This is a genomic window from Candidatus Poribacteria bacterium (assembly GCA_009839745.1).
Taxonomy (GTDB): Bacteria; Poribacteria; WGA-4E; order WGA-4E; family WGA-3G; genus WGA-3G.
Genome location: VXPE01000122.1, coordinates 30022 through 49740 on the forward strand (window position 1 = coordinate 30022; position 19719 = coordinate 49740).

Below are 19719 nucleotides of genomic sequence, written 5' to 3' on the forward strand. Positions count from 1 at the left end.
TACCTTGGGTTTAACAAAAATATCATTTGGAGCGGTGGGGCGCGAAGATAACCACCCAAAAGGTTTTTAGCAACCATCCGACATCAGCAGCGATGCTCTGCGTTGCAATGTAGTGGAGATCCAATGCAAGTTTTTTTGGCATTAACTCTGTTATGTAGTAATGCTCTGCATCGGGGTGCCCTTTGAGTTTCACCTCTTCATCGCGGTTCGCGAGTTGTGATGGACCCGTCATCCCTGGTTTTACTTGTAAGACCCGTTTCTGCGTCTGCGTGTAGTACTTGACGTAATCGGGTGCTTCCGGCCGTGGTCCAATAAGACTCATTTCGCCTTTGATAACGTTGATTAAGTTTGGGAGTTCGTCCAATTTCGTCCACCGCAAGAACCGACCCATCGGTGTAATGCGTTGATCCCTATAGGTTGTCAAACTACCGCCGAGCGTATCGGCGTTTACGACCATAGTCCTGAATTTATACATTTCAAAGATGATTTCGCCCCTACCGACGCGTTTTGCTTTGTAAAATACAGGTCCTTTTGATTGCAATTTTGCGAGCAGACTCCCCAGGAGAAAAAAGGGAGAGAGAAACACGAGTCCAATGGTAGCGAATAGAAGATCGAACGCCCGTTTCGCCCAGTCACGTTTCGGTTCTATATCATCTTGAATTTCTGTGGTTAAACGCTTGGTATGAGGCATGCGCTTATCCTATTTTTCGGGACTAACGGCGGCTTGCTCTGACGGTTTCCGTTTCCGTAGGAAACTGGATAATCTCAGACGCACCATCTGCATCATCTTCAGTGAGGAAGGCGCGGTTCGGCTGGTATGTTGGGACCAATTCTTGGAATTTAGTAACAATGCCTTCTGAATCCAATGCGTCTGCGAGTTGTGAGAGTTCTTCTATCTGGGCGAGGAGTTGGCGTTCTGCTATCTGCTCCAATTGTGCGACGAAAATACGCTGGTGCTTTGTGGCTGTAACGCCTTCTTGAGGGGTTAGGAGCTCCTCGTACAACTTTTCGCCCGGTTCTAAACCTGTAAATTCAATTTTGATGTCCGTGTCGACTTCAAGTCCCGAAAGGCGGATGAGGTCTTGGGCGAGGTCAAGAATTTTAATGGGGTCCCCCATGTCTAACATGAGAATTTCACCGTCGTTTCCCATAGCTCCTGCTTGGATGAGGAGTTGGACTGCTTCCGGGATGGTCATGAAGTAGCGTGTCGCTTCGCGATGTGTGACGGTGACGGGACCGCCCTTAGCGATCTGCCGTTTGAAATTGGGAATTACACTTGCCCGACTCCCAATAACGTTTCCGAAGCGGACTGCGATAAATCGGGTGCGGTTCTGCTTTGCTTTGCATTGCACCAATTTCTCTGTCACACGTTTGGAGGCACCGTAAACGCTCGTTGGGTTCACAGCTTTATCCGATGAGACGAGTATGAAAGCCTCTACCTCATGCTCAATCGCGGTATTGATGAGGTTTTGCGTGCCAAGTATGTTGTTTTTAACGGCTTCATCGGGATGGTTTTCCATGAATTTAACATGCTTGTGTGCAGCAGCGTGAAAAATAATATCAGGACGGTATTTGCGCGTAACTTGTGAAACTTTAGCGTTATCCCGAATGTCGCCAATTACTAAAGCACGATTAAGGTATGGTTCGAATTCCCGGAGTTCTATATCTGTATGGTAGAGACTGTTTTCACCCCGCCCGAAGAGAATGAGGAGTTCGGGGTCCAGCTTCGCCACTTGTCGACAAAGTTCGGATCCGATTGAGCCGCCCGCTCCCGTTACCATCACGCGTTTTCCTGAGAGATATTTAGAGACCTCCGCGAGGTCCATTTGCGAGGTAGACCGTTTCAAAAGATCCTCAAATCGGACTTCCCGAATCTGGCTGACGCTGGCTCGTCCTTCAAGGATGGCATGAATGTTCGGGACGATTTTAAACTGACAGTCCCGGTATTCACACTGTCGGATAATATCACGAATTTTGCCGCCTGGTGCTGAAGGGATAGCGATGACGACCTCATCAATCTCACGCTTGCGAGCGATATAGGTTAGGTCGCGGGTCGTCCCCAAGACTTCAAGCCCTGCGACACTTCTGCCCACCTTGTGTGGTGCATCGTCAATAAAGCCGACTGGCACGTAGCCTTTTTCAGGGTGGTTTCTAAGGGCGCGGAGCACACCGATCCCCGTTTCACCTGCGCCAACAATAAGGACTTTTGTTGGCGGTTTTTGCATGGACGGTTGTGATTCGGCGTGTAGTCCTATTGCCCTTTTATTGCTTTGGGGTCTCCTATGTATCGTTCCTTTGTCTCTTTGGAAGATTTGCGCTGAAAATTTGGTAAACCCGATGAGTGCGAAGTTATAAAATCCATCGATTAAGAAAAGGATCCAAGCGATTTTTAGTAGCATGGACAGCCCAATAAGTCCTACAGTCGCGACGATAATCGCTGTTGCCAAGGCGCGAAATTCCTTAGCAGTGGCGTATTGCCATATCGGTTTGTAGAGATTGAAAGCTAGTAGTAAACCGACGCGGACTATTGTGACAGCAGCTGCGATACCGAATCCGGTAATATGCTGTGGCTGGAAGGGAGATATATCAGCACTCTGCAGTATGGTGGAGAGTCCTGTAGCTTGTTCTAAAAAATCAAAACCGAGTTGCTTACCTGTCAAGTAAGCGAATAGAAATGCGAGATTGACGAGCAGCACATCAACAACAATTGTAAAACTCCATTTTATTTTGGGTTTATCCATATTTTAATTATTCCTTGCGGTTAAACAGTGTGGGTTCGGACTTTGACATGTCTTTTCCGTGTATGAACTGCCTGTGCATAGACATGCTCTAAGCGTTCGCCGATGGCTTCCCAACTATAATTGGTTTCGACGCGAGTTCTGGCGGTTTGCGCGAAAGTCTCTCGCGAATGCACATTATTCAGTAAATGAACGACCTGTTTCGTAAAGTCGGCGGGTGTATCGGCAACGAGTAATTCCTTGCCGATGTCTGCCTCTAACCCCATTGCACCAACGGAGGTTGTGACAACTGGCACTCCCATCGCCATTGCCTCCAGGTTTTTTGTTTGTATGCCTGATCCTGCCCGTAAAGGGGCAACAAAAACAGACGCCTTTTCAAAATAGGGGCGGATGTCTGGAACATAACCTGTGACGACTACACCGTCCTGTGTCTCAAGCCGCTTTACCTGATCCGATGGATGATTGCCTACTATATAAAATTGCGCGTTCGGATGACTCTCGCGGATACGCGGAAAAATCTCGTTACAAAAATAGATTGCGGCATCCGAATTCGGAAAATAGTTCATTGTTCCGGTAAAGAGCATCAAGGGTGTGGATTGTGCTGCTGACTTCGGTTGAAAATATCCGAGATCGACCCCCATTGGAACTATCGACAGATTTAGAGTGTTGTCCTGCTTTAGGAGATAGTCCTGATCAAAACGTGCGACAACAGTGCCGCAGTCAAAAGCCTTCATAATGTTGACTTCGTAACGCCGGACCCGCTTTTCCTCTAATTTTACCAAAAAACGCTTTGGAGTGCAATCTAATTTAATTTTCGCGAGCCACGGATTGCTTTCCAGTTCGGCGCGACGGCTCAGATTTAGTGCCAATGAATCACACAAATCTAAGACTTTGGTGGGACCCTGGACTTCCGTCACGTATTGTCCCATCCGAAAGAGTTGTGCGTGAATCAGTTCAAAGTTCTCTTGTTCGAGGAGTTGGTTAATCTTCCGTTGCATCTGGGGTGAGTACCAGTAATGCAACTGAAGTGGACGACGCGATAAGCAGTGGATCCCTGTATTCATGAAGGCAAAAGAACGATGAAAACGGACCCATTCTACGCGTTCACAAAAGGGTTCTAAATGCTTCGCGGATTCAATATCGTTTCCAGATTCTGCAAAGTAAACGAGTGTTACGGCATGTTGTTTCGAAAGTTGTTTAATAAAATTGTAAGACCGGATCCGATCGCCCCGATGTGGTGGATATGGGCATCGGAGGCTTAAAAATAGAATCTTCATCTTTTTAACTATGGAACATCTTCATTCGCTGCGTTTTTCGTCGGGCAATTCCGCTTCATCAATCAGCATAACTGGGATGCCTTCACGGATCGGATAGCGACGTTGACATCTGCCGACACACACGAGTTTCTGTGCCGTTTCATGGTATTCTATCCCACCTTTACAGGCTGGACATGCGAGAATCTCAAGTAGCGTCTTTGAAATTTTAATTTTACCTTGCGGTTCGGTGAGGTCATTTGAATGAACAACGATCCTCTCCGTAGAGCCGCCCTCCTTGTGCAAGTTTTTGGTGTGAAGTCTTAGCCTCCGTGGCATCTCTTATATTTCTTGCCGCTTCCGCAAGGACAAGGTGCGTTTCTACCGACCTTCGGGATGTTCCCCATCGCCTGTTGCGAAGCAAATTCGGCATCAGCACGGGTTGCGGCTGCACGGTTGCGTTGGGGTGCCCTCGGCTGGGGTCTACGCCGTCTGTCCGTTCGCTGACTCGGTGCCCTACGCGGTGCCTCGGTATTAACGCGAGATTTGAAGATGAACTCACTGACCTGTTCCTCAATCTGTTGATACATATTTTCAAAGACAGAGAGCGCTTCGTTTTTGAAAACGACGATCGGGTCTTTGCCGCCATATCCTGCGCCGAACCGAATACCTTCCTCAATATAGTCGATGTTATGGAGGTGTTCCTTCCAGTGATCATCAATTCGGTCCAAAAGGAGTAAGCGTTCAAGGATACGCATCATTCCTGGACCCATTTCTGCTTCGCGGGCTTCATAAGCGGTGCGCAACACCTGCAGTGTTTGTTCTTGAACCTCCTCGGGACTCGCCTGCGCCAAGGGTGTTTCCCATATCGGCTCGACTGGGAATGTGGTCGTCAACCACTGTTGAAACCGGTCAGGGGTCTCAAGGGGGCTTTCCGCCTTTTCTCCCATATTGTCCTCAATTGCATCTCTGACAACCCTCTCAATCATTCCCCAAATTGTGGTTTTGAGAGAGGTAGGGACTTTGGCATCCTTTTCAGCGAGTGCGGCGAGCCCCCCCTCGTCTGCCGTCTGTGCGTGTTCTTCAGGTAATTCGGCGATATCCGTGGTAGCAGCCAAGACGGTGTCCCGCAAGGTGTAGATGGTGTCGCGCTGTGTATCCATGACATCATCGAATTTGAGAAGATTCTTTCGGATCTCGAAATACATCTGTTCAACACGCGTCTGTGCCTTCTCAATGGATTTGGTGACCCACGGATGCTCTAACGGGACGCCTTCATCTATTCCGGCGCGTGACATTAACCCTTGCAAACGCTCAGATCCGAATTTTCGCATCAATTCGTCTTCAAGGGAGAGATAGAATCGGGATGAACCTGGGTCGCCCTGTCTCCCGGCGCGCCCACGGAGTTGGTTATCAATACGGCGGGACTCGTGGCGTTCAGTGCCGACGATATGGAGTCCTCCAGCGGCTAATACGTTCTCTCTGTTTTCGTCGCAAATGGCTTGCGCTTCTGCGAGTGCTGCTTGGAATTCTTCGGACTCTGGGGAGAGCGCTTCTGTCTTCGCTTTCCGTTTCCGGAGCGTTTCGAGTGCCATACCTTCGGGGTTACCGCCAAGGAGAATGTCTACACCTCTACCTGCCATATTCGTTGCGATTGTCACAGCGCCCGGCACTCCTGCTTGTGCGATGATGTCGGCTTCGCGTGCGTGCTCTTTGGCGTTCAGCACCTGATGGCGGATTTTACGGTGTTTGGTTCTGAGCATTTTGCTCAATTTCTCGGAATTTTCAATCGAAACAGTGCCAACAAGGACGGGACGTCCTTTCTCGGTTTGCTCGACGATATCTTCCAGAACGGCACTGTATTTTGCGTCTTCAGTGCTGTAAATTTGATCGGAATTGTCAACCCGGATCATCGGTTCGTTGGTGGGAATGACGGAAACCTCTAATCCATAGATGTGTGCGAATTCGTTGGCTTCCGTAGCGGCGGTCCCTGTCATACCTGCGAGTTTGTTATACATGCGGAAGTAGTTTTGGTAGGTAATCTTGGCACCGGTTTCGCTTTCCTCAACGACCTTAACGCGTTCTTTCGCTTCAATGGCTTGATGGAGTCCTTCACTGAGCCGTCTCCCGATCTGTTTCCGTCCTGTGAATTCGTCAACGAGAAGGACTTCGCCATTTTCGACGAGGTAATCGACATCGCGCTTATAGAGCTGGTGCGCAGAAAGTGCCTGATTGACGTGATGCACCATAGCGATGTTGGTGTGTTCATAGAGATTCCCCACGCCGAGACGCCGTTCGACTTCCTCAACGCCTTCATCGGTCAGGGTTGCACTGCCGCGCGATTTCCCCTGTTGATCGATTTGAAAGTGTTCACCTTCTCGGAGTTGTGCGACGACGCCGTTAATTTGCTTGTAAAGTTCTGGTGGTTTACCGGAGGGTTCTGAGATGATGAGGGGCGTGCGGGATTCATCAATGAGGATGCTGTCAACTTCGTCAAGGATGGCGTAGACATGCCCGCGCTGGACCTTATCTTCAACTGAGAGGGATTTGTTGTCCCAGAGGTAATCGAATCCAAATTCGCTGTGAACGCCGTAGGTAATGTCTGATTTGTATCCGAGTCTTTTCTGTTCCTTCGGCATTAGACTGAGTGTCAATCCCACAGAGAGTCCGAGGAAGTTATAAATTTTGCCCATCCATTCGGCATCACGCCGGGCGAGGTAGTCGTTGACGGTGGCAAGGTGGACACCTTTTCCCGTCAAAGCGTTCAGATAGACGGCGAGGGTTGAGGTAAGCGTTTTGCCTTCACCCGTGCGCATCTCTGCGATAGTGCCTCGGTGGAGTGCGATACCGCCCATGAGTTGGACATCGTAGTGTCGCTGCTTTAGGGTTCGCACCGCGGCTTCACGGACGACAGCGAAGGCGTCTGGTAAGAGGTCATCAAGGGATACCCCGGCATCCAACTGTCGGCGAAATTCTGGTGTTTTGGATTGCAGTTGGGCATCGGTGAGTTTTTTGATTTCGGGTTCGCGTTGATTGATGGCTTCAACGATGTCGCGAAACTTCTTGACATCACGATCCTCTTTACTGCCGAAGACTTTGGTTATCATTTTTTGGAACATTTTTTTAACTATTGCTCCTGGGCGCCTTTCACGTTGTGAAAGGCGATATATTTCTAAGTCGTGATCGACTTGGCATCTACGCCCCGTTCGTTTCAGTTAATTGCGATTCGGATGGGACTAACACATTCTGTCCGTCGAGTTTTTTTCTTAATATCGTATAAATTACCGTGTTTCCGGCAGAGGCGATTGAAAACAGGTATGCAATTATCAATCCCACACTCATGAGAAGTGTGATCGTCAGAAAGATAGCGGTTACTGGGGTTGTAACTGTCGCCATTCCTGTTAGTGTCGGTATTTGATCACTTGTAGCGGTATTGAAAACTCCGAGACTGTTAACATAAGGCAGTGTTGCTATCCTTTCAATAGCCCCACCGAGCCATAGGTTCGCGTAACTCATCAACTGCTGCATCATTTCGGTGTGGAAGAGGCGCGTTGGAAGCGTCATGATCGAAAAGCCCGCGAGGCAAAAGAATGCCCAGATCGGCACGAAAATCAATTTGATCAGGAGCAACATCACCTCATAACACACTAACAACCAAGGTTTGTTCCAAACGATCGCGAATTGCTGATAAATTATTTCAAATGCATCGGCACCCGTGGCAGCGGCAACGGCTGGCACAAAGAGCAAACTCACACTGAAAACGACCGCCATGAACACCATCAGAAGACCGAGGAAAAATCCGATCGGCATGAGCAGCGAGGTGAACATGAGGAACGGTTTTCCCACTGCTGGTAACTTCGCGATCCCTGCGATGCTGAGGGGGATTATCGCGAGAAATATCTGGATGAGTAGTAAACCGATGAACGCGCCGAAAACGGATTTCCAATGTCCTTTGAGGAATCCCAAAGCGTCCCCGACCGAAAAGAAGATATCCCCACGGAGCTGCTCGATGGTAATTTTAGAAGCCACGGTGCTTGCCAAGAAAAAGATGCACGCGAAGCTGACTATCCCTACCCACATTGCGATTTCAGTTGTCTGCGTAAGTCCTGCATCACCGAAGGGTGGTAGAGGTAGGAGGGCATACGTGTTCCAGAAGTCCTGCACGGCAGTGCCTCCTACACTGACGAGACTGAGATACACCAAAGTTTCATAGATGAGATATGCGAGAACGAGTCCAATGAAATGAACTGCGATCTTTCGTCCACTGAATCCGTAGCGGATAACTTGGAAAATATCCCTGAAATCGAAGTAGCGTTTTTCCATCAAGGGTTCTTCTGCTTTTTTTGCGTATTCTTATATTAATGATACGATAATTTGGGGTATTTTGTCAAGTGGTTATTCTTGTCAGTTGTCAGTAGGGGCAACGTTGGCGGTGACGGGGAGGGTCAGTGTTCGTTGGTTTGGGAAGTGGACAGTGAGTAGCGATGCAAAGGTGCCTCTGTCTTTCAAGGGACCGAGTTGGACAGTAATGAGAGCGGTATCTGTTTCCAGATCGCGTGTTATCCGCCAAGTGAGTGCCTCATGTCCCGATGGCAGCAGGTGGATGTCCGATGTGTTGAGTGGGGCATTCACAGTGAGTTTAAGGGTCTTTTGATGCATCGTTTCGGGATGGACCTTCCCAAATTCGCAAATGCTCGGTGTGAGGATCGCAAATCGTTTCGGGGCGGCGATGATTGTTAGATGGACAATTGGGGTCTTGGGACTGTCTGTGAAGATAGTGGTGGTTGCCGAGGTCTCGTCATCGGGCAAAAGTTCTGCGGTGAGGTGTATCTGGAATATGGCTTCTGTATCGGGTTGGATCACTTCCGATCCTGTGATTTCGGCGTAACTGCACCCGGTGTGGACGTTTTGGATGTGGAGGGGGGATTTTCCGACGTTTCGGGCTGTTACGGCTCGCGTTACGGGTCCCTCCCATTCTGGGAGCGTTCCGAAGTGGATCTGTTGCTGCGTTAGGAAGAGTTCGGCTGCGGGCGGTTGCCGGTTGTTGATGAGAAAGACAATAAGTCCAGAGATCAGTAAGGTAGGGATGATAATGGTTGTGAGGATTGTGCGTTTGGACATAGATGCTCCTATGCGTATTTCTGCGTATTGTTGCAGGCTGCCATTTAGAAAATTACTCAGCTTTAAACTTACCTTGTCAAGGAATAAAGGCGATGCGTAGAACGACTGCTTTCCTCATGAACTGCCTACGCAGCCTGAATCAGGTGTTGTCTATCTCCCCTTGAGTTGTCCCCATATTAGGGTTAATTTTATTTCTGGAGAGACGTTCAGTCCGGAGATGGTGAAGGAATCCGCCCATGCCGCGCCGACCCATTCGTTTGCGATGTTAATGCCTTCCATAACGAAGCCGAGAATCTCAATCTTATTGAAGTTCGCGTCTTGGAAGGCTGTGCGGAGTTCGCCATCTGCGAACAATACAAAATGTCCGTTATTAAATTGGAGTTCCATCTTTGAGAGGGCATCCGTTTCCCAGCGGGTGCGTGGTTCTCTGGAGAGCCGAGTTCGGAAGGGATGGCTGCTCCCTTTACCGTCGAAACGCCTCGCTCTGATTTCATCTGGGAAAAACACGTAGAAGAAAGGATCCTCTTCCGAGGTGTCGAGGAAATGGCGTCCTACACAAAAGCCGAAACGTGTTTTGTCGCCACCGAAGTCGTTTATCGTGATTGTGAAGTTCCTGTAGGGGGGTGGGAGCGCGGTGAATTGGTAAAGTTCGTATTGCACATCCCAGTCTCGGTTGACCTCTGCGTGTAAGAATCCGTCGTTGATTTTCCAGATGGCATCGTTGCCGATGACGCGCCACGCCTCCGGCTTTTCCGCATCGAAATCATCGTGCCACGTCGCGGCGGAGGCGGAAAGGGTGCAGCTCATGAACATATAAAAGAGTATGAGGCGTGTTGTGTTTTTGTTTGACATGGGATTAATTGATTTTGATGCAGTCATACCACTGCTGCGTTTTCTTTCCTTTTCGGCTGAGGACCCCAGGTTTGCGTTCGACTGGGGGTCCGAAGTCTCCATCTTTCTGTTTTAGGACGTTCCAGTCTGGGGGAAACCATGTCCTGAGGGTTTTGCAATCGACTTCAACGGTTTCACCCTCCCATCCGCCGATCTTGTAATACATCGGGCAGACCCACCGCTCTGCGCCGCGGGCATATCGCCGCCAACCGATAACAGAGGCTTGTGCTCGGATAATGTTCCCGTCTCGCCAGTGTCGTTCGACGCCGCTCCACGGATAGCCGGTTGTTCCGCCGCCTACACTAATTTCATCCCATCCTAAATCGTCATGGAGCGTAATATAGGAGAAGTTCGTACCCCACGGTGTCTCGTCCGTACTGAAATACCACCGCTGCCCACGATACCAACGGAGTGCACCTCGGATGCTTGAACGGGAAACTGTTGCATTTTCGATGGTTTCTACGATGTCGAACCGCCCCCTATTGTTATAAGGGTTGTGAACACCGACGCAGAGGGTCAACGAGTTGACTTCAGGTCCGAACCACGTGCCGTTTGATCCCGGGGTTCTGTAATAGAATCCTGAATTCGCGGGTTGTGCACGCTCCCCAGGGTTCAATCTTGCTCTGGCGTAGGTGCTCCAAAACGCGATGAGGAGCACCACTCCGAGTAGAGATGCATTGAAAATCAGATCTAAGTTTTTTTGCATTTTTTAATAGTTGTCACTTATCAGAAAGCGTCGGGATTCGGAGATTCCTCCTACAATTCTTTTTTTAAGCTTGCCCATGTGGTTGTTAATTTCCGTTTTGGTGAAACCGCGAGTCCGTCAATCATAAATGTGTCTACCCAGGCGCTCCCGATGTTAACGTCCTCTGTGACAAATCCGGCGAGGACGAAGGCAATGGTATCAATGTGATGGAAGTTTGCGTCCCTGAAGTCGAGGCGTGATTCGCCATCCGCACTCAATTGGAATCTGCCATCCTTGAAGTGGAGTTCCATCTGTTGGAGTGCGTCGGTGTCCCAGCGTCGTTCGGGTCCGACAAACACACCCCCGTTTCGTGAGGCTTGCATATCGTTCGTGAAAAAGAGATAGTAGCCGAATTCCTCTATTTCGGTCCCGGCATTCTGAAAGTGCTTTGCGAGTGCAATGCCGAATCGGGCGCGCGTTGCGCCGACGGTTTCAAGCGTAATTGTAAAATCATTATAGGGACCGGGATAGGCGATGAGTTGGTAGCGTTCAAAGATAACACTCCATTGGTTCTGTGCCTGAATTTCTGCCCTTAAAAATCCATCTTCGATCGTCCAGACGGCATCGTTTCCGAGGTGTTTCCAATCCACTACTGCCTCTTGCTCAAAGTGGTCTTCCCAAAAAGCGGCATTCACATTCCCTTGCAAAAGGAGGGAGGTATAAACAATGATGAGTGCATTTAGCAAATGCGCGATGTTTTTCATAGATTCGACGTAATTCCGGGTTCCAAATCCCTCTCACAAGAGGTTAGAAACCTAACCAGTGGAAAATAACTATTTTAGCGGTAGACAGTCGTACCAATTGTCTGTGCCTTTTTCGCGGCGGCTGAGTTGGTTAGATTCGGGACGAAATATCGGATCTGTCAAGTGTCCCTCGGTGTGGCTTAGGACTTTCAGGTTAAGCCATCCCGTCCCAGTCGCACAGATGTAGTCCAGCGTTCCGACTTTGATGTACTTCGGTGTGAGATATTTTTTGCCAGCGTGTTCATGAGGGTAGTAGCCGACTATATCTGCCTTAGATTTTACGAGGTCTCCCTCACGCCAATGTTCCTCGAACCCACTCCAAGGAAACCCCGTAGTGCTGTTCGTAGCGTCGATATCCATCCAACCGATCTCGGATGCAAGGGTAACGCGGACGGTGTCTGTGCCCCAAGGCGTGTCGTCAGTTGCGAAACGCCACTCCTGTTTCCGATACCACCACACTTTTCCGGGTCTTGAGGAGGGCCAGACTTGTGCCTCTTCTCTGGTATAGATGATGTCAAAGAACCCCGCGTCGTTAAAGGGGTTTGTCATCTTATGACAAAGCACGCGACTGTCGATTTCCGGTCCGAACCAGCGATTTTCGTCTTCGGATTCAATGAATTTGCCTGGGTTTCGGTAGTAGTCGCCAGCGGCTTTCGGGACGGCAATCTCCTGAGTGATGATCCGCTCCCCATCATTATATACGCCGTGCAAGCCAGCATTTGCCGGGAGATAGAGAAATAGGATAGTGACGATTGCTGTTAATGCGAGTGTAAATGCATGTTTCTGTGTCATGCGTGGATGCCATACGGAATGTATTGCTTATGAGTTTTATGCCGCCTTTATGGTAAACGGGACCCGGCGCGTGCCTACTACTTTGTAAAGGGGGTACCGTCTCGCCTGCCGATGTAGATATGATATTCGGGACCAGCGGCAGGAATTTCAACCCGTTTGTGAAGAAGTGTCCGTTGATAACGTTCTGTCTCTGTTTCAAATATCGCGTGAACAGCACGGATGTGGAGTTGATAGTGCGCCTGTGTTAGGTGGTGGAATTTAAATTTGCCGTGCACGTCCGTTTCCACTTCAAACCGATCCAGCGTCATTGACATGTCATAGGGCTGTAATTCCCAAGGATACCATGAACGCGAAACGACAGCATTGTGGATAGGTTTACCTGTATCTGCCCAGAAAATTTGTCCATGTAATATTGTTGTGGACTGATCCGCTACAACAAGCACCTGTTCGGTATTCATTGCGGCATCTACATCAATTCGAGCCGCCGAAATGCCATTTCCAACGATATAGAGCGTATATTTTTCCGCAAAAAGCCCGTCAACCACAAAATCGGATTCTGTCACAGGGAAGTGTCTTGACAAAATCGGTCTGTATAATACCAACGGATTCAGGCTTGGCTCCATCTGTGCCTCCATGGGAAACACCTTCACAGCATACTGCCCATCAGCGGGTATACTCTGCGGGAGGATCACACGTCCTTTAATACTCACCCCCTTCTTTAAGGGTAGAATTGACGGCATCTTACCGAGGTCTACGTTCTCGTATACCCTCGAAAAGTATCCTTTTTTACTGACTTCAAGTGAGAGCAGTCGTGGTTCAGTCTCTAAGACCTCCATCTGAAAGTTGCCCGCCTCGTTTGTTTGCGCTGCTGAGAGAAGGTCCCCGTGCCCGTGAGGTGTTTTCGCGTGCCGAGTTGCGTGGATCTGTGCGCCCGCTATGGGTCGCTCTTGCGCATCAACAACTGTGCCGCGTAAGGTCTTCAATTGTAATAGACGGACAGAAATCTGTGCCTGTTTTTGTGGATGAATAGACTCTATAAAGGCTATGATACGTCCGCTCCGAGAAATTGTCAAGGTGTATTCGATTGGATAGAGCTCAGAAAAATGGAAATTGCCGGTCGGATCGGTCTTCACAGCGTGTTCAATCGGTGCAGCGGCGCGAAAGAAGTCTGCCGACTTGTCGTGCATCTTCAGGTTCACAACAAGTCCACCCACACTTTTCTCACCAGAAACGCTGCCTTGCAGGGGTAGCGTTCGCTTCAACGCAATCACCCCCAAATTATATTCGCTTTTACTGGGAGGCATTTCCTTTCGTAAGCGCTTCGCCTGATATTGTGGGTGGAGTGCCATGAGTGAGAAGGCGTGATAGGCTTGGCTTTCGCTGGGAATGGTGAGCGAAAAAGTGCCTTTCGTGTCCGTTACGGTTGCGTGTGCGAACTCCTGATCGGGATAGACCTGCTCAATTTTTTCAGGCGCAACGCGGACGAGGACCTCCGGAATAGGGTGTCCATCTTGGGCATCAACGAACGTGCCGTAGAAAGTGGTGTCATCCGATGGTGTTTGGCAGATGCCGGAGCCAGTCCAGAGAAAGAGCAGCAGTAAAATCGAGTGAGTGATACGCGCGTTGTTCATGCAGTAGTCCCGTTGATTTTTTAGAGTCACGTCGAAAAATATCTGGGCACTTCAAAGAATTTCGTCTGCGTCTGGTAACAAAAAACAAGCCCCCTGGCAACAGAGGCTTGTTTTTTTTAAAGGAACTATTTTTGCGTTTGCTTTGAGTGAGATACCCCCGACGAGATTTGAACTCGTGTCGCCGCCGTGAAAGGGCGGTGTCCTTGGCCAGGCTAGACGACGGGGGCAACAGAATGTGAGCCGTACAGGGATCGAACCTGTGACCACCTGATTAAAAGTCAGATGCTCTACCAGCTGAGCTAACGGCTCGAATTAACAACATTTAATAATACCATACTTTAAGTCGGATGTCAAATTAAAATTCAGAAATTTTAGTAACGTCAGGCATCGGGATTCAGAGACCCGTTCTACCTCAATTTTGACTTACCACAGAGGTTGTCCGAGTTGCACGATCTGATCTCTGTCGGGTCCGACGGAGATAATGGGGATTGGCACGTCAAGATAATCCGCGACATACGCGATGTAGTCTTTAGTGCGTTGCGGAATGTCTGCGGCAGTGCGTGCTTCGGTCAAGGGCTGCTGCCATCCGGGTAGCGTTTCGTAGACGGGTTCGCATTCCTCTAAGACCTGTAGGCTACTCGGGAAAGTCGTTGTCTGTTTCCCGTTGTGGCGGTAGGCGACACAGACTTGGAGATCTTCGAGCGTATCAAAGACATCCAGTTTCGTCATTGCGATGGCGGTTAATCCGTTAATCTGCGTGGCATATCGGAGTGCGACGAGGTCTAACCAACCGCAGCGTCTTGGACGTTGCGTTGTGGCACCATACTCTTTGCCGATTTCCCGAATTTGCTCATCTAAGTCAGGCGGCATCTCGGTGGGGAATGGACCCCCGCCGACGCGTGTGACGTAGGCTTTAGAAACACCGAGTATCTCTTCCAGTGCTTTCGGTCCTATACCGAGTCCGGTACAGACGGCACCAGCGGTGCAGTTGGAAGAAGTAACGTAGGGATAGGTCCCGAAGTCTATATCAAGCATCGTTCCCTGTGCCCCCTCAAAGAGAATGCGTTTCTGGGAAGCGAGGGTGTCGTGCATGAAAGCGACGGTATCGGTTACATAGGGTGCGATCCGCTGTGCGTAACTGTGATACGTTTCGAGCAGGATGTTTCGTTCCGGTCCACCTATTTGGAGAGCGTCTGCTTTGGTTTCGAGGTTGTAATCCAACTTCTTTTGGAACTGGTCAAACTCAAGGAGGTCCCCGACGCGAATGCCCGCATGTCGGTTCATCTTATCGGAGTAAGTAGGACCGATCCCACGGGAGGTCGTGCCGATTTTGGTAGCACTCCCCATCTGTTCCCACTGTTCAACAACCTTGTGGTATGGCATGATGAGATGTGCGCGATCGCTGATTTTCAGGTTATCGCTACTGACTTCAATATCCTGCGCCTGTAGGCGATCCATCTCACCGAAAAGTGTCTCCAAATTAATGACGACCCCGTTGCCAATAATGTTGACGGTATCAGGGCGTAAGATGCCGGATGGAATCAAGTGGAGAATAAACGTTTTTTCTCCGAGAACAATAGTATGCCCTGCGTTATCGCCGCCTTGATAGCGTGCGACCACATCCGCATCTGCGGCGAAGACATCGGTCAACTTCCCTTTACTTTCATCGCCCCATTGTGCGCCTAAAATAACAATGTTCGACATACGAAACCTCTTCCTACTTACAAATGTTTGTAGGCGCGGTGCCTGCCCGCGCGTGTTTTGTAGCCCACGCGTGTTTTTAAAGTTAGTGTCAATTGATGATTTAACGGTACGCTGTTGCTGGCGGAGAAGGAATGGGCGTGTAGCATTCCAGAAGGGTTTCCAGAAAGGGTTGAAACCCAGCCAGCGAGAGATGGAGACTTGCGTTAAATTTTATAAATGCCTGAAGACCCCAACGATTTTAACGCTTGGAGAATTGGAAGCGTGCCCGTGCGCCTTTCTGTCCGTACTTCTTCCGCTCCACCATTCTCGGATCGCGCGTTAAAAATCCTGCCTTTTTCAATGAAGGCTTCAAGGATTCATCGGCTTTGACGAGTGCGCGTGCGAGTCCGTGTGAGATTGCTCCAGCCTGTCCAGTCTTTCCGCCGCCTTTTACGTTGACGTGGATGGCATATTCGCCGAGTTTCTCAACGTGCTCAATGGGGCGTTGTGCTGCCTGCCAGTGGTCTGCGCGTTCGAAGTACTCTTGAATCGGTTTTTTGTTAACGGTAACCCCGACTTCACCGCCGGGAATGATTCGGACCCGTGCGACTGAGGTTTTGCGTCTGCCGGTTCCCCAGAATTGTTCAATAGCCATACTGTTCGTACTCTCCGTAGCTGTAGGAGTGCCTTTGTTGACGACTCCTCAACTTAACTTAAAGTGTTAAGACTTCCGGTTCCTGTGCTTGGTGCGGATGTGTTGGTCCGGTGTAAACCCTGAGCCCCTTCATGAGTTGTCGACCGAGATGATTTTTGGGGAGCATTCCCTTAACGGCATTGGTGATAATCACTTCTGGCTTGCGAGCCATCTGTTCATCAAAAGTTCGATATTTATCACCGCCGGGGTAGCCGCTATGCCTAAAATAGGTTTTCTGCTCCCTTTTATTGCCTGTGACGACGATTTTCTCCGCATTCACAACAGCAACGCGAAAACCTAAATCGGCGTGAGGTGTATACCGTGGATCATTCTTTCCACGCAGTACCTGTGCGATCCGGGATGCTAAACGCCCGAGCACTTGTCCGTCGGCATCCACTACATACCATCTAATATCTTTTTCCGTTTTCGGGAAATAGGTTTTCGTTTTCAGTACCATGATTTCCTGTCCCTTCAACCGAATTTAGCCGGCGAGCGGTTAAATTTGGCATTGCTTTACACTGCTTTTTGTAGTTTGTTGTTCGGGTGCGCCTTTCCGAGAAAGGTATTCTCACGATTGCGAACACAACCGCATAATATTATACGATAAAACGGGGCGTTTGTCAAATTTTTTACAATTCGTCTGTTTTGCACATTACCTTTCTTTTATCTTATCTTTCATGTTATACTATATAGCAGTAAGCGATCTGAACAAACTGAAGAAAAAATAAGACAGAGGAATTAAATAAGAATGCGAATTATTCTTTACACAGGCAAAGGGGGTGTCGGCAAAACAACGATTGCCGCGGCTACGGGTATCAAGCTCGCAGAACTCGGTTACAAAACCATTGTTATTTCGCTGGACGTGGCACATTCGCTCCGCGATGCTTTTGACAACCACGAAAAACTTGTTCGTCAGCGTGAAGAGAAACAGATCCAAATCAGAGAAAATCTCTGGATACAGGAAATCAACGTTCAGGAAGCAATCGTTGAATACTGGAACGATGTATATGGCTATATCCGTTCGTTGCTGAATCGTTCTGGACTTGACAGTCTCGTTGCAGAGGAAATAGCGGTATTTCCCGGAATGGAGGAGATTTGCGCACTTCTGTATATCAATCAATATGTTCGCGAAAAAAGTTATGATGTGATTATCCTTGATTGTGCACCGACCGGTGAGTCGCTCAGGTTTGTCAGTATCCCCACGACGCTGGAGTGGTACATGCGCCACATTTTCAAATTGGAACGCAACCTTGCGAAAGTTGCGGGTCCAGTCATCGAACGGGTGAGTTCCGTTCCGATTCCACGAGATAATTACTTTCAGAATATTCAAGATTTATTCGATAAATTGGAAGGGATTGAGGGTGTCCTGACGGATCCGAAGATCACGACGGTCCGTTTAGTGACGAATCCTGAAAAAATTGTTATCAAAGAGACGCAGCGGGCATTCATGTATTTTTGCCTTTACGGGTTGTGTATTGACGCCGTGATTATCAATCGCATTTTTCCTGATGACGTAGATTCGGCATACTTTGCGGCTTGGAAGCGATCACAACAGCACTATATTGCGGAGGCAACGGACTATTTTTCGGATGTCCCGATTTGGAAGGTGAACCTCTTCACGGAAGAGATTGTAGGGGAACAGGGACTGCATCGGTTGGCGGACACACTCTATTCAGGGATTAACCCGGCAGATCAATTCTCTGAAGAGCGTCCGTATCAATTCCAAAAAATGGGAGATACGTATCAGTTATCTATGCGTCTTCCGTTTCTGAGCAAAGAGGAAATTGGATTGACAAAACACGGCGATGAGTTAATTATCACAGTGGGTGGTTTTAAGCAACATATCGCACTGCCGCGGACGCTCTCGAACAAAAAAACGAGTGGCGCGAAACTCACCGGCAACCAACTCGTGATTAAGTTTGAAGGAGAGAGCCGGATCTGAAATGTATGTGTACCAAAACGGACAAAGCGGTTTTTGCTGTAACAGGGACGACGCTTTTAACGTTCTTAATAGCCAGTCGCATCGGGACTATCTGGCTACTTTATCCAAACGTGCTGATTGCAGTCTCTTTGTGCGTTTATTGTATTTGGCAGCTTGACGAAGATGTTTCGCTCCTTTTAAGTAGTTCCATTTTTGGGATTGCGGCGACGCTGACATACGTGCCGATGGACTGGTTGTTCTCGCGAAAAGCGGGTTTAATTTTCTACCTACGTCCAGACTTTCTGGCGCATCTAACGACCCCGATCGGAATAATCCTGAATTGGATAGTGTTCGCGACGCTGGCAGCATACTGCTATCAGCGGCTTACAATGATTTTCCGAACCCGTTTTGCGTCCGAGGCTGACAACTCGAAAATTGGGTTCATGGGTCTTGCCATGTTGGCGGCGGGTGTCACCGGTATCGCTGCGGGGGTGGGAAGTAACACAATTTACGCGCTTGGGGAATCGCAGTTGTGGGTGTGGAATGCAACACAGGTGGATCGGATACCAGAAATTGCGTCCGTCCCGGTTTTTGTGCCGATTTCTTTTCTGGTGGCTTTTCTGCTGTGTCCTTACTTTTTCGGGGTAGCCGGTGGTTTTCTGAGAGAACAACACGCGGGTGTCGCTGGGATCCGGTGTGGTATCTTTATCGGTGCCCTACAGTTCTTCAGCTTTCTTCTGTTTTATGTCTGGAAATAGTTATCGGTTGCCAGTTAAGAAGGGATTTGGAGTTCCTGAATGCCCCTGGTTCCTGTTAGATGACCGAAAACTGATGGTTCTTAAAAAGGAAAGTTATAGGCATGCACATTCGTTCAACAACGATTTTGGCGGTTCGCCGTGATGGCGAGGTAGCGGTCGGTGGTGATGGTCAAGTCACTTTAGGGGATACGGCGATTAAACACGGTGCCCGCAAAGTGCGTAAAATTCATAACGACAAGGTGCTGATCGGTTTTGCGGGTTCCGCCTCGGATGCGATCACCCTCTATGAGAATTTAGAGAAGAAGTTGGAGCAGTATCGCGGGAATCTTCAGAAATCAGCGGTGGAACTTGCTCGGGAATGGCGTAGCGATAGAGTTTTGAGACAGGTAGACGCACTATTAATCGCCGCGGACAGTAGCGACAGTTATCTCATCTCCGGGAGCGGGGACGTAATTTCGCCTGACGACGATGTTCTGGCAATCGGCTCCGGGGGTTCTATTGCCCTGGCGGCAGCAAAGGCACTGCTTAAATACTCAGACTTGACCGCAAAAGAGATTATTTCAGAAGCCCTTCAACTGACGAGTGAAATCTGTATTTATACGAATGCAAAAATTGAAATTGACACGATAGGGACTTAAGATGTCTAACGTGATGCTATCCGAGTAGCATCGCATTATTTATGGACGACCCTCTCATAATAGAGGGTTGTAGGGAAGAATACCGGACTTTATCCACACAAAACAGTTATG

At 49.0% G+C, this 19719-nt stretch carries 18 protein-coding genes and 2 tRNA genes; 3 read left to right on the plus strand and 17 right to left on the minus strand.

The window, feature by feature from the left end:
- Positions 1-22 precede the first annotated feature (22 nt).
- The 17 genes from F4X88_19295 to rplM all read right to left on the minus strand — a co-directional run bounded on the left by F4X88_19295 (position 23) and on the right by rplM (position 16748).
- Positions 23-691 (minus strand): sugar transferase, encoded by a 669-nt coding sequence (locus F4X88_19295; protein MYA58429.1) that lies wholly within the window; start codon positions 689-691, stop codon positions 23-25.
- A 22-nt stretch (positions 692-713) separates the two neighbouring features.
- Complete coding sequence (locus F4X88_19300) at positions 714-2741, minus strand: polysaccharide biosynthesis protein (protein ID MYA58430.1); 2028 nt, start codon at positions 2739-2741, stop codon at positions 714-716.
- Positions 2742-2761: 20 nt separating this feature from the next.
- Entirely contained in the window at positions 2762-4015 is a 1254-nt protein-coding gene (locus F4X88_19305; protein MYA58431.1) for a TIGR03087 family PEP-CTERM/XrtA system glycosyltransferase, read from the minus strand.
- A 21-nt stretch (positions 4016-4036) separates the two neighbouring features.
- On the minus strand, positions 4037-4330 hold the full coding sequence (locus F4X88_19310; GenBank protein ID MYA58432.1) for a Trm112 family protein: 294 nt from the start codon (positions 4328-4330) through the stop codon (positions 4037-4039).
- Positions 4315-7110, minus strand: coding sequence for a preprotein translocase subunit SecA (gene secA / locus F4X88_19315; protein MYA58433.1), 2796 nt, complete (start codon positions 7108-7110; stop codon positions 4315-4317). The genes F4X88_19310 and secA overlap by 16 nt, the downstream gene beginning before the upstream one ends.
- 76 nt (positions 7111-7186) lie before the next feature.
- Positions 7187-8314 carry a hypothetical protein gene (locus F4X88_19320; GenBank protein MYA58434.1) on the minus strand — a complete coding sequence of 376 codons (1128 nt, stop codon included), beginning with the start codon at positions 8312-8314 and terminating at the stop codon, positions 7187-7189.
- An 81-nt stretch (positions 8315-8395) separates the two neighbouring features.
- On the minus strand, positions 8396-9112 hold the full coding sequence (locus tag F4X88_19325; GenBank protein ID MYA58435.1) for a DUF1573 domain-containing protein: 717 nt from the start codon (positions 9110-9112) through the stop codon (positions 8396-8398).
- A gap of 150 nt (positions 9113-9262) precedes the next feature.
- On the minus strand, positions 9263-9964 hold the full coding sequence (locus F4X88_19330) for a hypothetical protein (protein ID MYA58436.1): 702 nt from the start codon (positions 9962-9964) through the stop codon (positions 9263-9265).
- A gap of 4 nt (positions 9965-9968) precedes the next feature.
- Positions 9969-10709 carry a hypothetical protein gene (locus tag F4X88_19335; protein ID MYA58437.1) on the minus strand — a complete coding sequence of 247 codons (741 nt, stop codon included), beginning with the start codon at positions 10707-10709 and terminating at the stop codon, positions 9969-9971.
- Positions 10710-10759: 50 nt separating this feature from the next.
- The gene (locus tag F4X88_19340) at positions 10760-11452 is read right to left on the minus strand and encodes a hypothetical protein (GenBank protein MYA58438.1); all 693 of its coding nucleotides are present in this window, start codon (positions 11450-11452) and stop codon (positions 10760-10762) included.
- Positions 11453-11521: 69 nt separating this feature from the next.
- On the minus strand, positions 11522-12283 hold the full coding sequence (locus F4X88_19345) for a hypothetical protein (protein MYA58439.1): 762 nt from the start codon (positions 12281-12283) through the stop codon (positions 11522-11524).
- 77 nt (positions 12284-12360) lie between these two features.
- Entirely contained in the window at positions 12361-13914 is a 1554-nt protein-coding gene (locus F4X88_19350) for a carboxypeptidase regulatory-like domain-containing protein (protein ID MYA58440.1), read from the minus strand.
- 152 nt (positions 13915-14066) lie between these two features.
- Positions 14067-14141 (minus strand) — tRNA-Glu (locus tag F4X88_19355).
- Between the two features lie 9 nt (positions 14142-14150).
- Positions 14151-14223: transfer RNA gene (locus tag F4X88_19360), tRNA-Lys, on the minus strand.
- Positions 14224-14337: 114 nt separating this feature from the next.
- Positions 14338-15618, minus strand: coding sequence for an adenylosuccinate synthase (locus tag F4X88_19365; GenBank protein MYA58441.1), 1281 nt, complete (start codon positions 15616-15618; stop codon positions 14338-14340).
- A 238-nt stretch (positions 15619-15856) separates the two neighbouring features.
- Complete coding sequence (gene rpsI, locus F4X88_19370) at positions 15857-16252, minus strand: 30S ribosomal protein S9 (GenBank protein MYA58442.1); 396 nt, start codon at positions 16250-16252, stop codon at positions 15857-15859.
- Between the two features lie 58 nt (positions 16253-16310).
- The gene (gene rplM / locus F4X88_19375) at positions 16311-16748 is read right to left on the minus strand and encodes a 50S ribosomal protein L13 (protein ID MYA58443.1); all 438 of its coding nucleotides are present in this window, start codon (positions 16746-16748) and stop codon (positions 16311-16313) included.
- A gap of 291 nt (positions 16749-17039) precedes the next feature.
- Here rplM and F4X88_19380 point away from each other — a divergent pair, with 291 nt between their 5' ends.
- The 3 genes from F4X88_19380 (at position 17040) to hslV (ending at position 19608) form a co-directional block, all read left to right on the plus strand.
- Positions 17040-18233 (plus strand): AAA family ATPase, encoded by a 1194-nt coding sequence (locus F4X88_19380; GenBank protein ID MYA58444.1) that lies wholly within the window; start codon positions 17040-17042, stop codon positions 18231-18233.
- A gap of 5 nt (positions 18234-18238) precedes the next feature.
- On the plus strand, positions 18239-18970 hold the full coding sequence (locus F4X88_19385; protein MYA58445.1) for a hypothetical protein: 732 nt from the start codon (positions 18239-18241) through the stop codon (positions 18968-18970).
- A gap of 95 nt (positions 18971-19065) precedes the next feature.
- The gene (gene hslV / locus F4X88_19390) at positions 19066-19608 is read left to right on the plus strand and encodes an ATP-dependent protease subunit HslV (protein ID MYA58446.1); all 543 of its coding nucleotides are present in this window, start codon (positions 19066-19068) and stop codon (positions 19606-19608) included.
- Positions 19609-19719 lie beyond the last annotated feature (111 nt).

Excerpts from the sequence above, each read along its gene's own strand:
- F4X88_19295 (MYA58429.1), bottom strand. The coding sequence starts at position 691 with ATGCCTCATACCAAGCGTTTAACCACAGAAATTCAAGATGATATAGAA.
- F4X88_19300 (MYA58430.1), bottom strand. The coding sequence starts at position 2,741 with ATGGATAAACCCAAAATAAAATGGAGTTTTACAATTGTTGTTGATGTG.
- F4X88_19305 (MYA58431.1), bottom strand. The coding sequence starts at position 4,015 with ATGAAGATTCTATTTTTAAGCCTCCGATGCCCATATCCACCACATCGG.
- F4X88_19310 (MYA58432.1), bottom strand. The coding sequence starts at position 4,330 with ATGCCACGGAGGCTAAGACTTCACACCAAAAACTTGCACAAGGAGGGC.
- secA (MYA58433.1), bottom strand. The coding sequence starts at position 7,110 with ATGTTCCAAAAAATGATAACCAAAGTCTTCGGCAGTAAAGAGGATCGT.
- F4X88_19320 (MYA58434.1), bottom strand. The coding sequence starts at position 8,314 with ATGGAAAAACGCTACTTCGATTTCAGGGATATTTTCCAAGTTATCCGC.
- F4X88_19325 (MYA58435.1), bottom strand. The coding sequence starts at position 9,112 with ATGTCCAAACGCACAATCCTCACAACCATTATCATCCCTACCTTACTG.
- F4X88_19330 (MYA58436.1), bottom strand. The coding sequence starts at position 9,964 with ATGTCAAACAAAAACACAACACGCCTCATACTCTTTTATATGTTCATG.
- F4X88_19335 (MYA58437.1), bottom strand. The coding sequence starts at position 10,709 with ATGCAAAAAAACTTAGATCTGATTTTCAATGCATCTCTACTCGGAGTG.
- F4X88_19340 (MYA58438.1), bottom strand. The coding sequence starts at position 11,452 with ATGAAAAACATCGCGCATTTGCTAAATGCACTCATCATTGTTTATACC.
- F4X88_19345 (MYA58439.1), bottom strand. The coding sequence starts at position 12,283 with ATGACACAGAAACATGCATTTACACTCGCATTAACAGCAATCGTCACT.
- F4X88_19350 (MYA58440.1), bottom strand. The coding sequence starts at position 13,914 with ATGAACAACGCGCGTATCACTCACTCGATTTTACTGCTGCTCTTTCTC.
- F4X88_19365 (MYA58441.1), bottom strand. The coding sequence starts at position 15,618 with ATGTCGAACATTGTTATTTTAGGCGCACAATGGGGCGATGAAAGTAAA.
- rpsI (MYA58442.1), bottom strand. The coding sequence starts at position 16,252 with ATGGCTATTGAACAATTCTGGGGAACCGGCAGACGCAAAACCTCAGTC.
- rplM (MYA58443.1), bottom strand. The coding sequence starts at position 16,748 with ATGGTACTGAAAACGAAAACCTATTTCCCGAAAACGGAAAAAGATATT.
- F4X88_19380 (MYA58444.1), top strand. The coding sequence starts at position 17,040 with ATGCGAATTATTCTTTACACAGGCAAAGGGGGTGTCGGCAAAACAACG.
- F4X88_19385 (MYA58445.1), top strand. The coding sequence starts at position 18,239 with ATGTGTACCAAAACGGACAAAGCGGTTTTTGCTGTAACAGGGACGACG.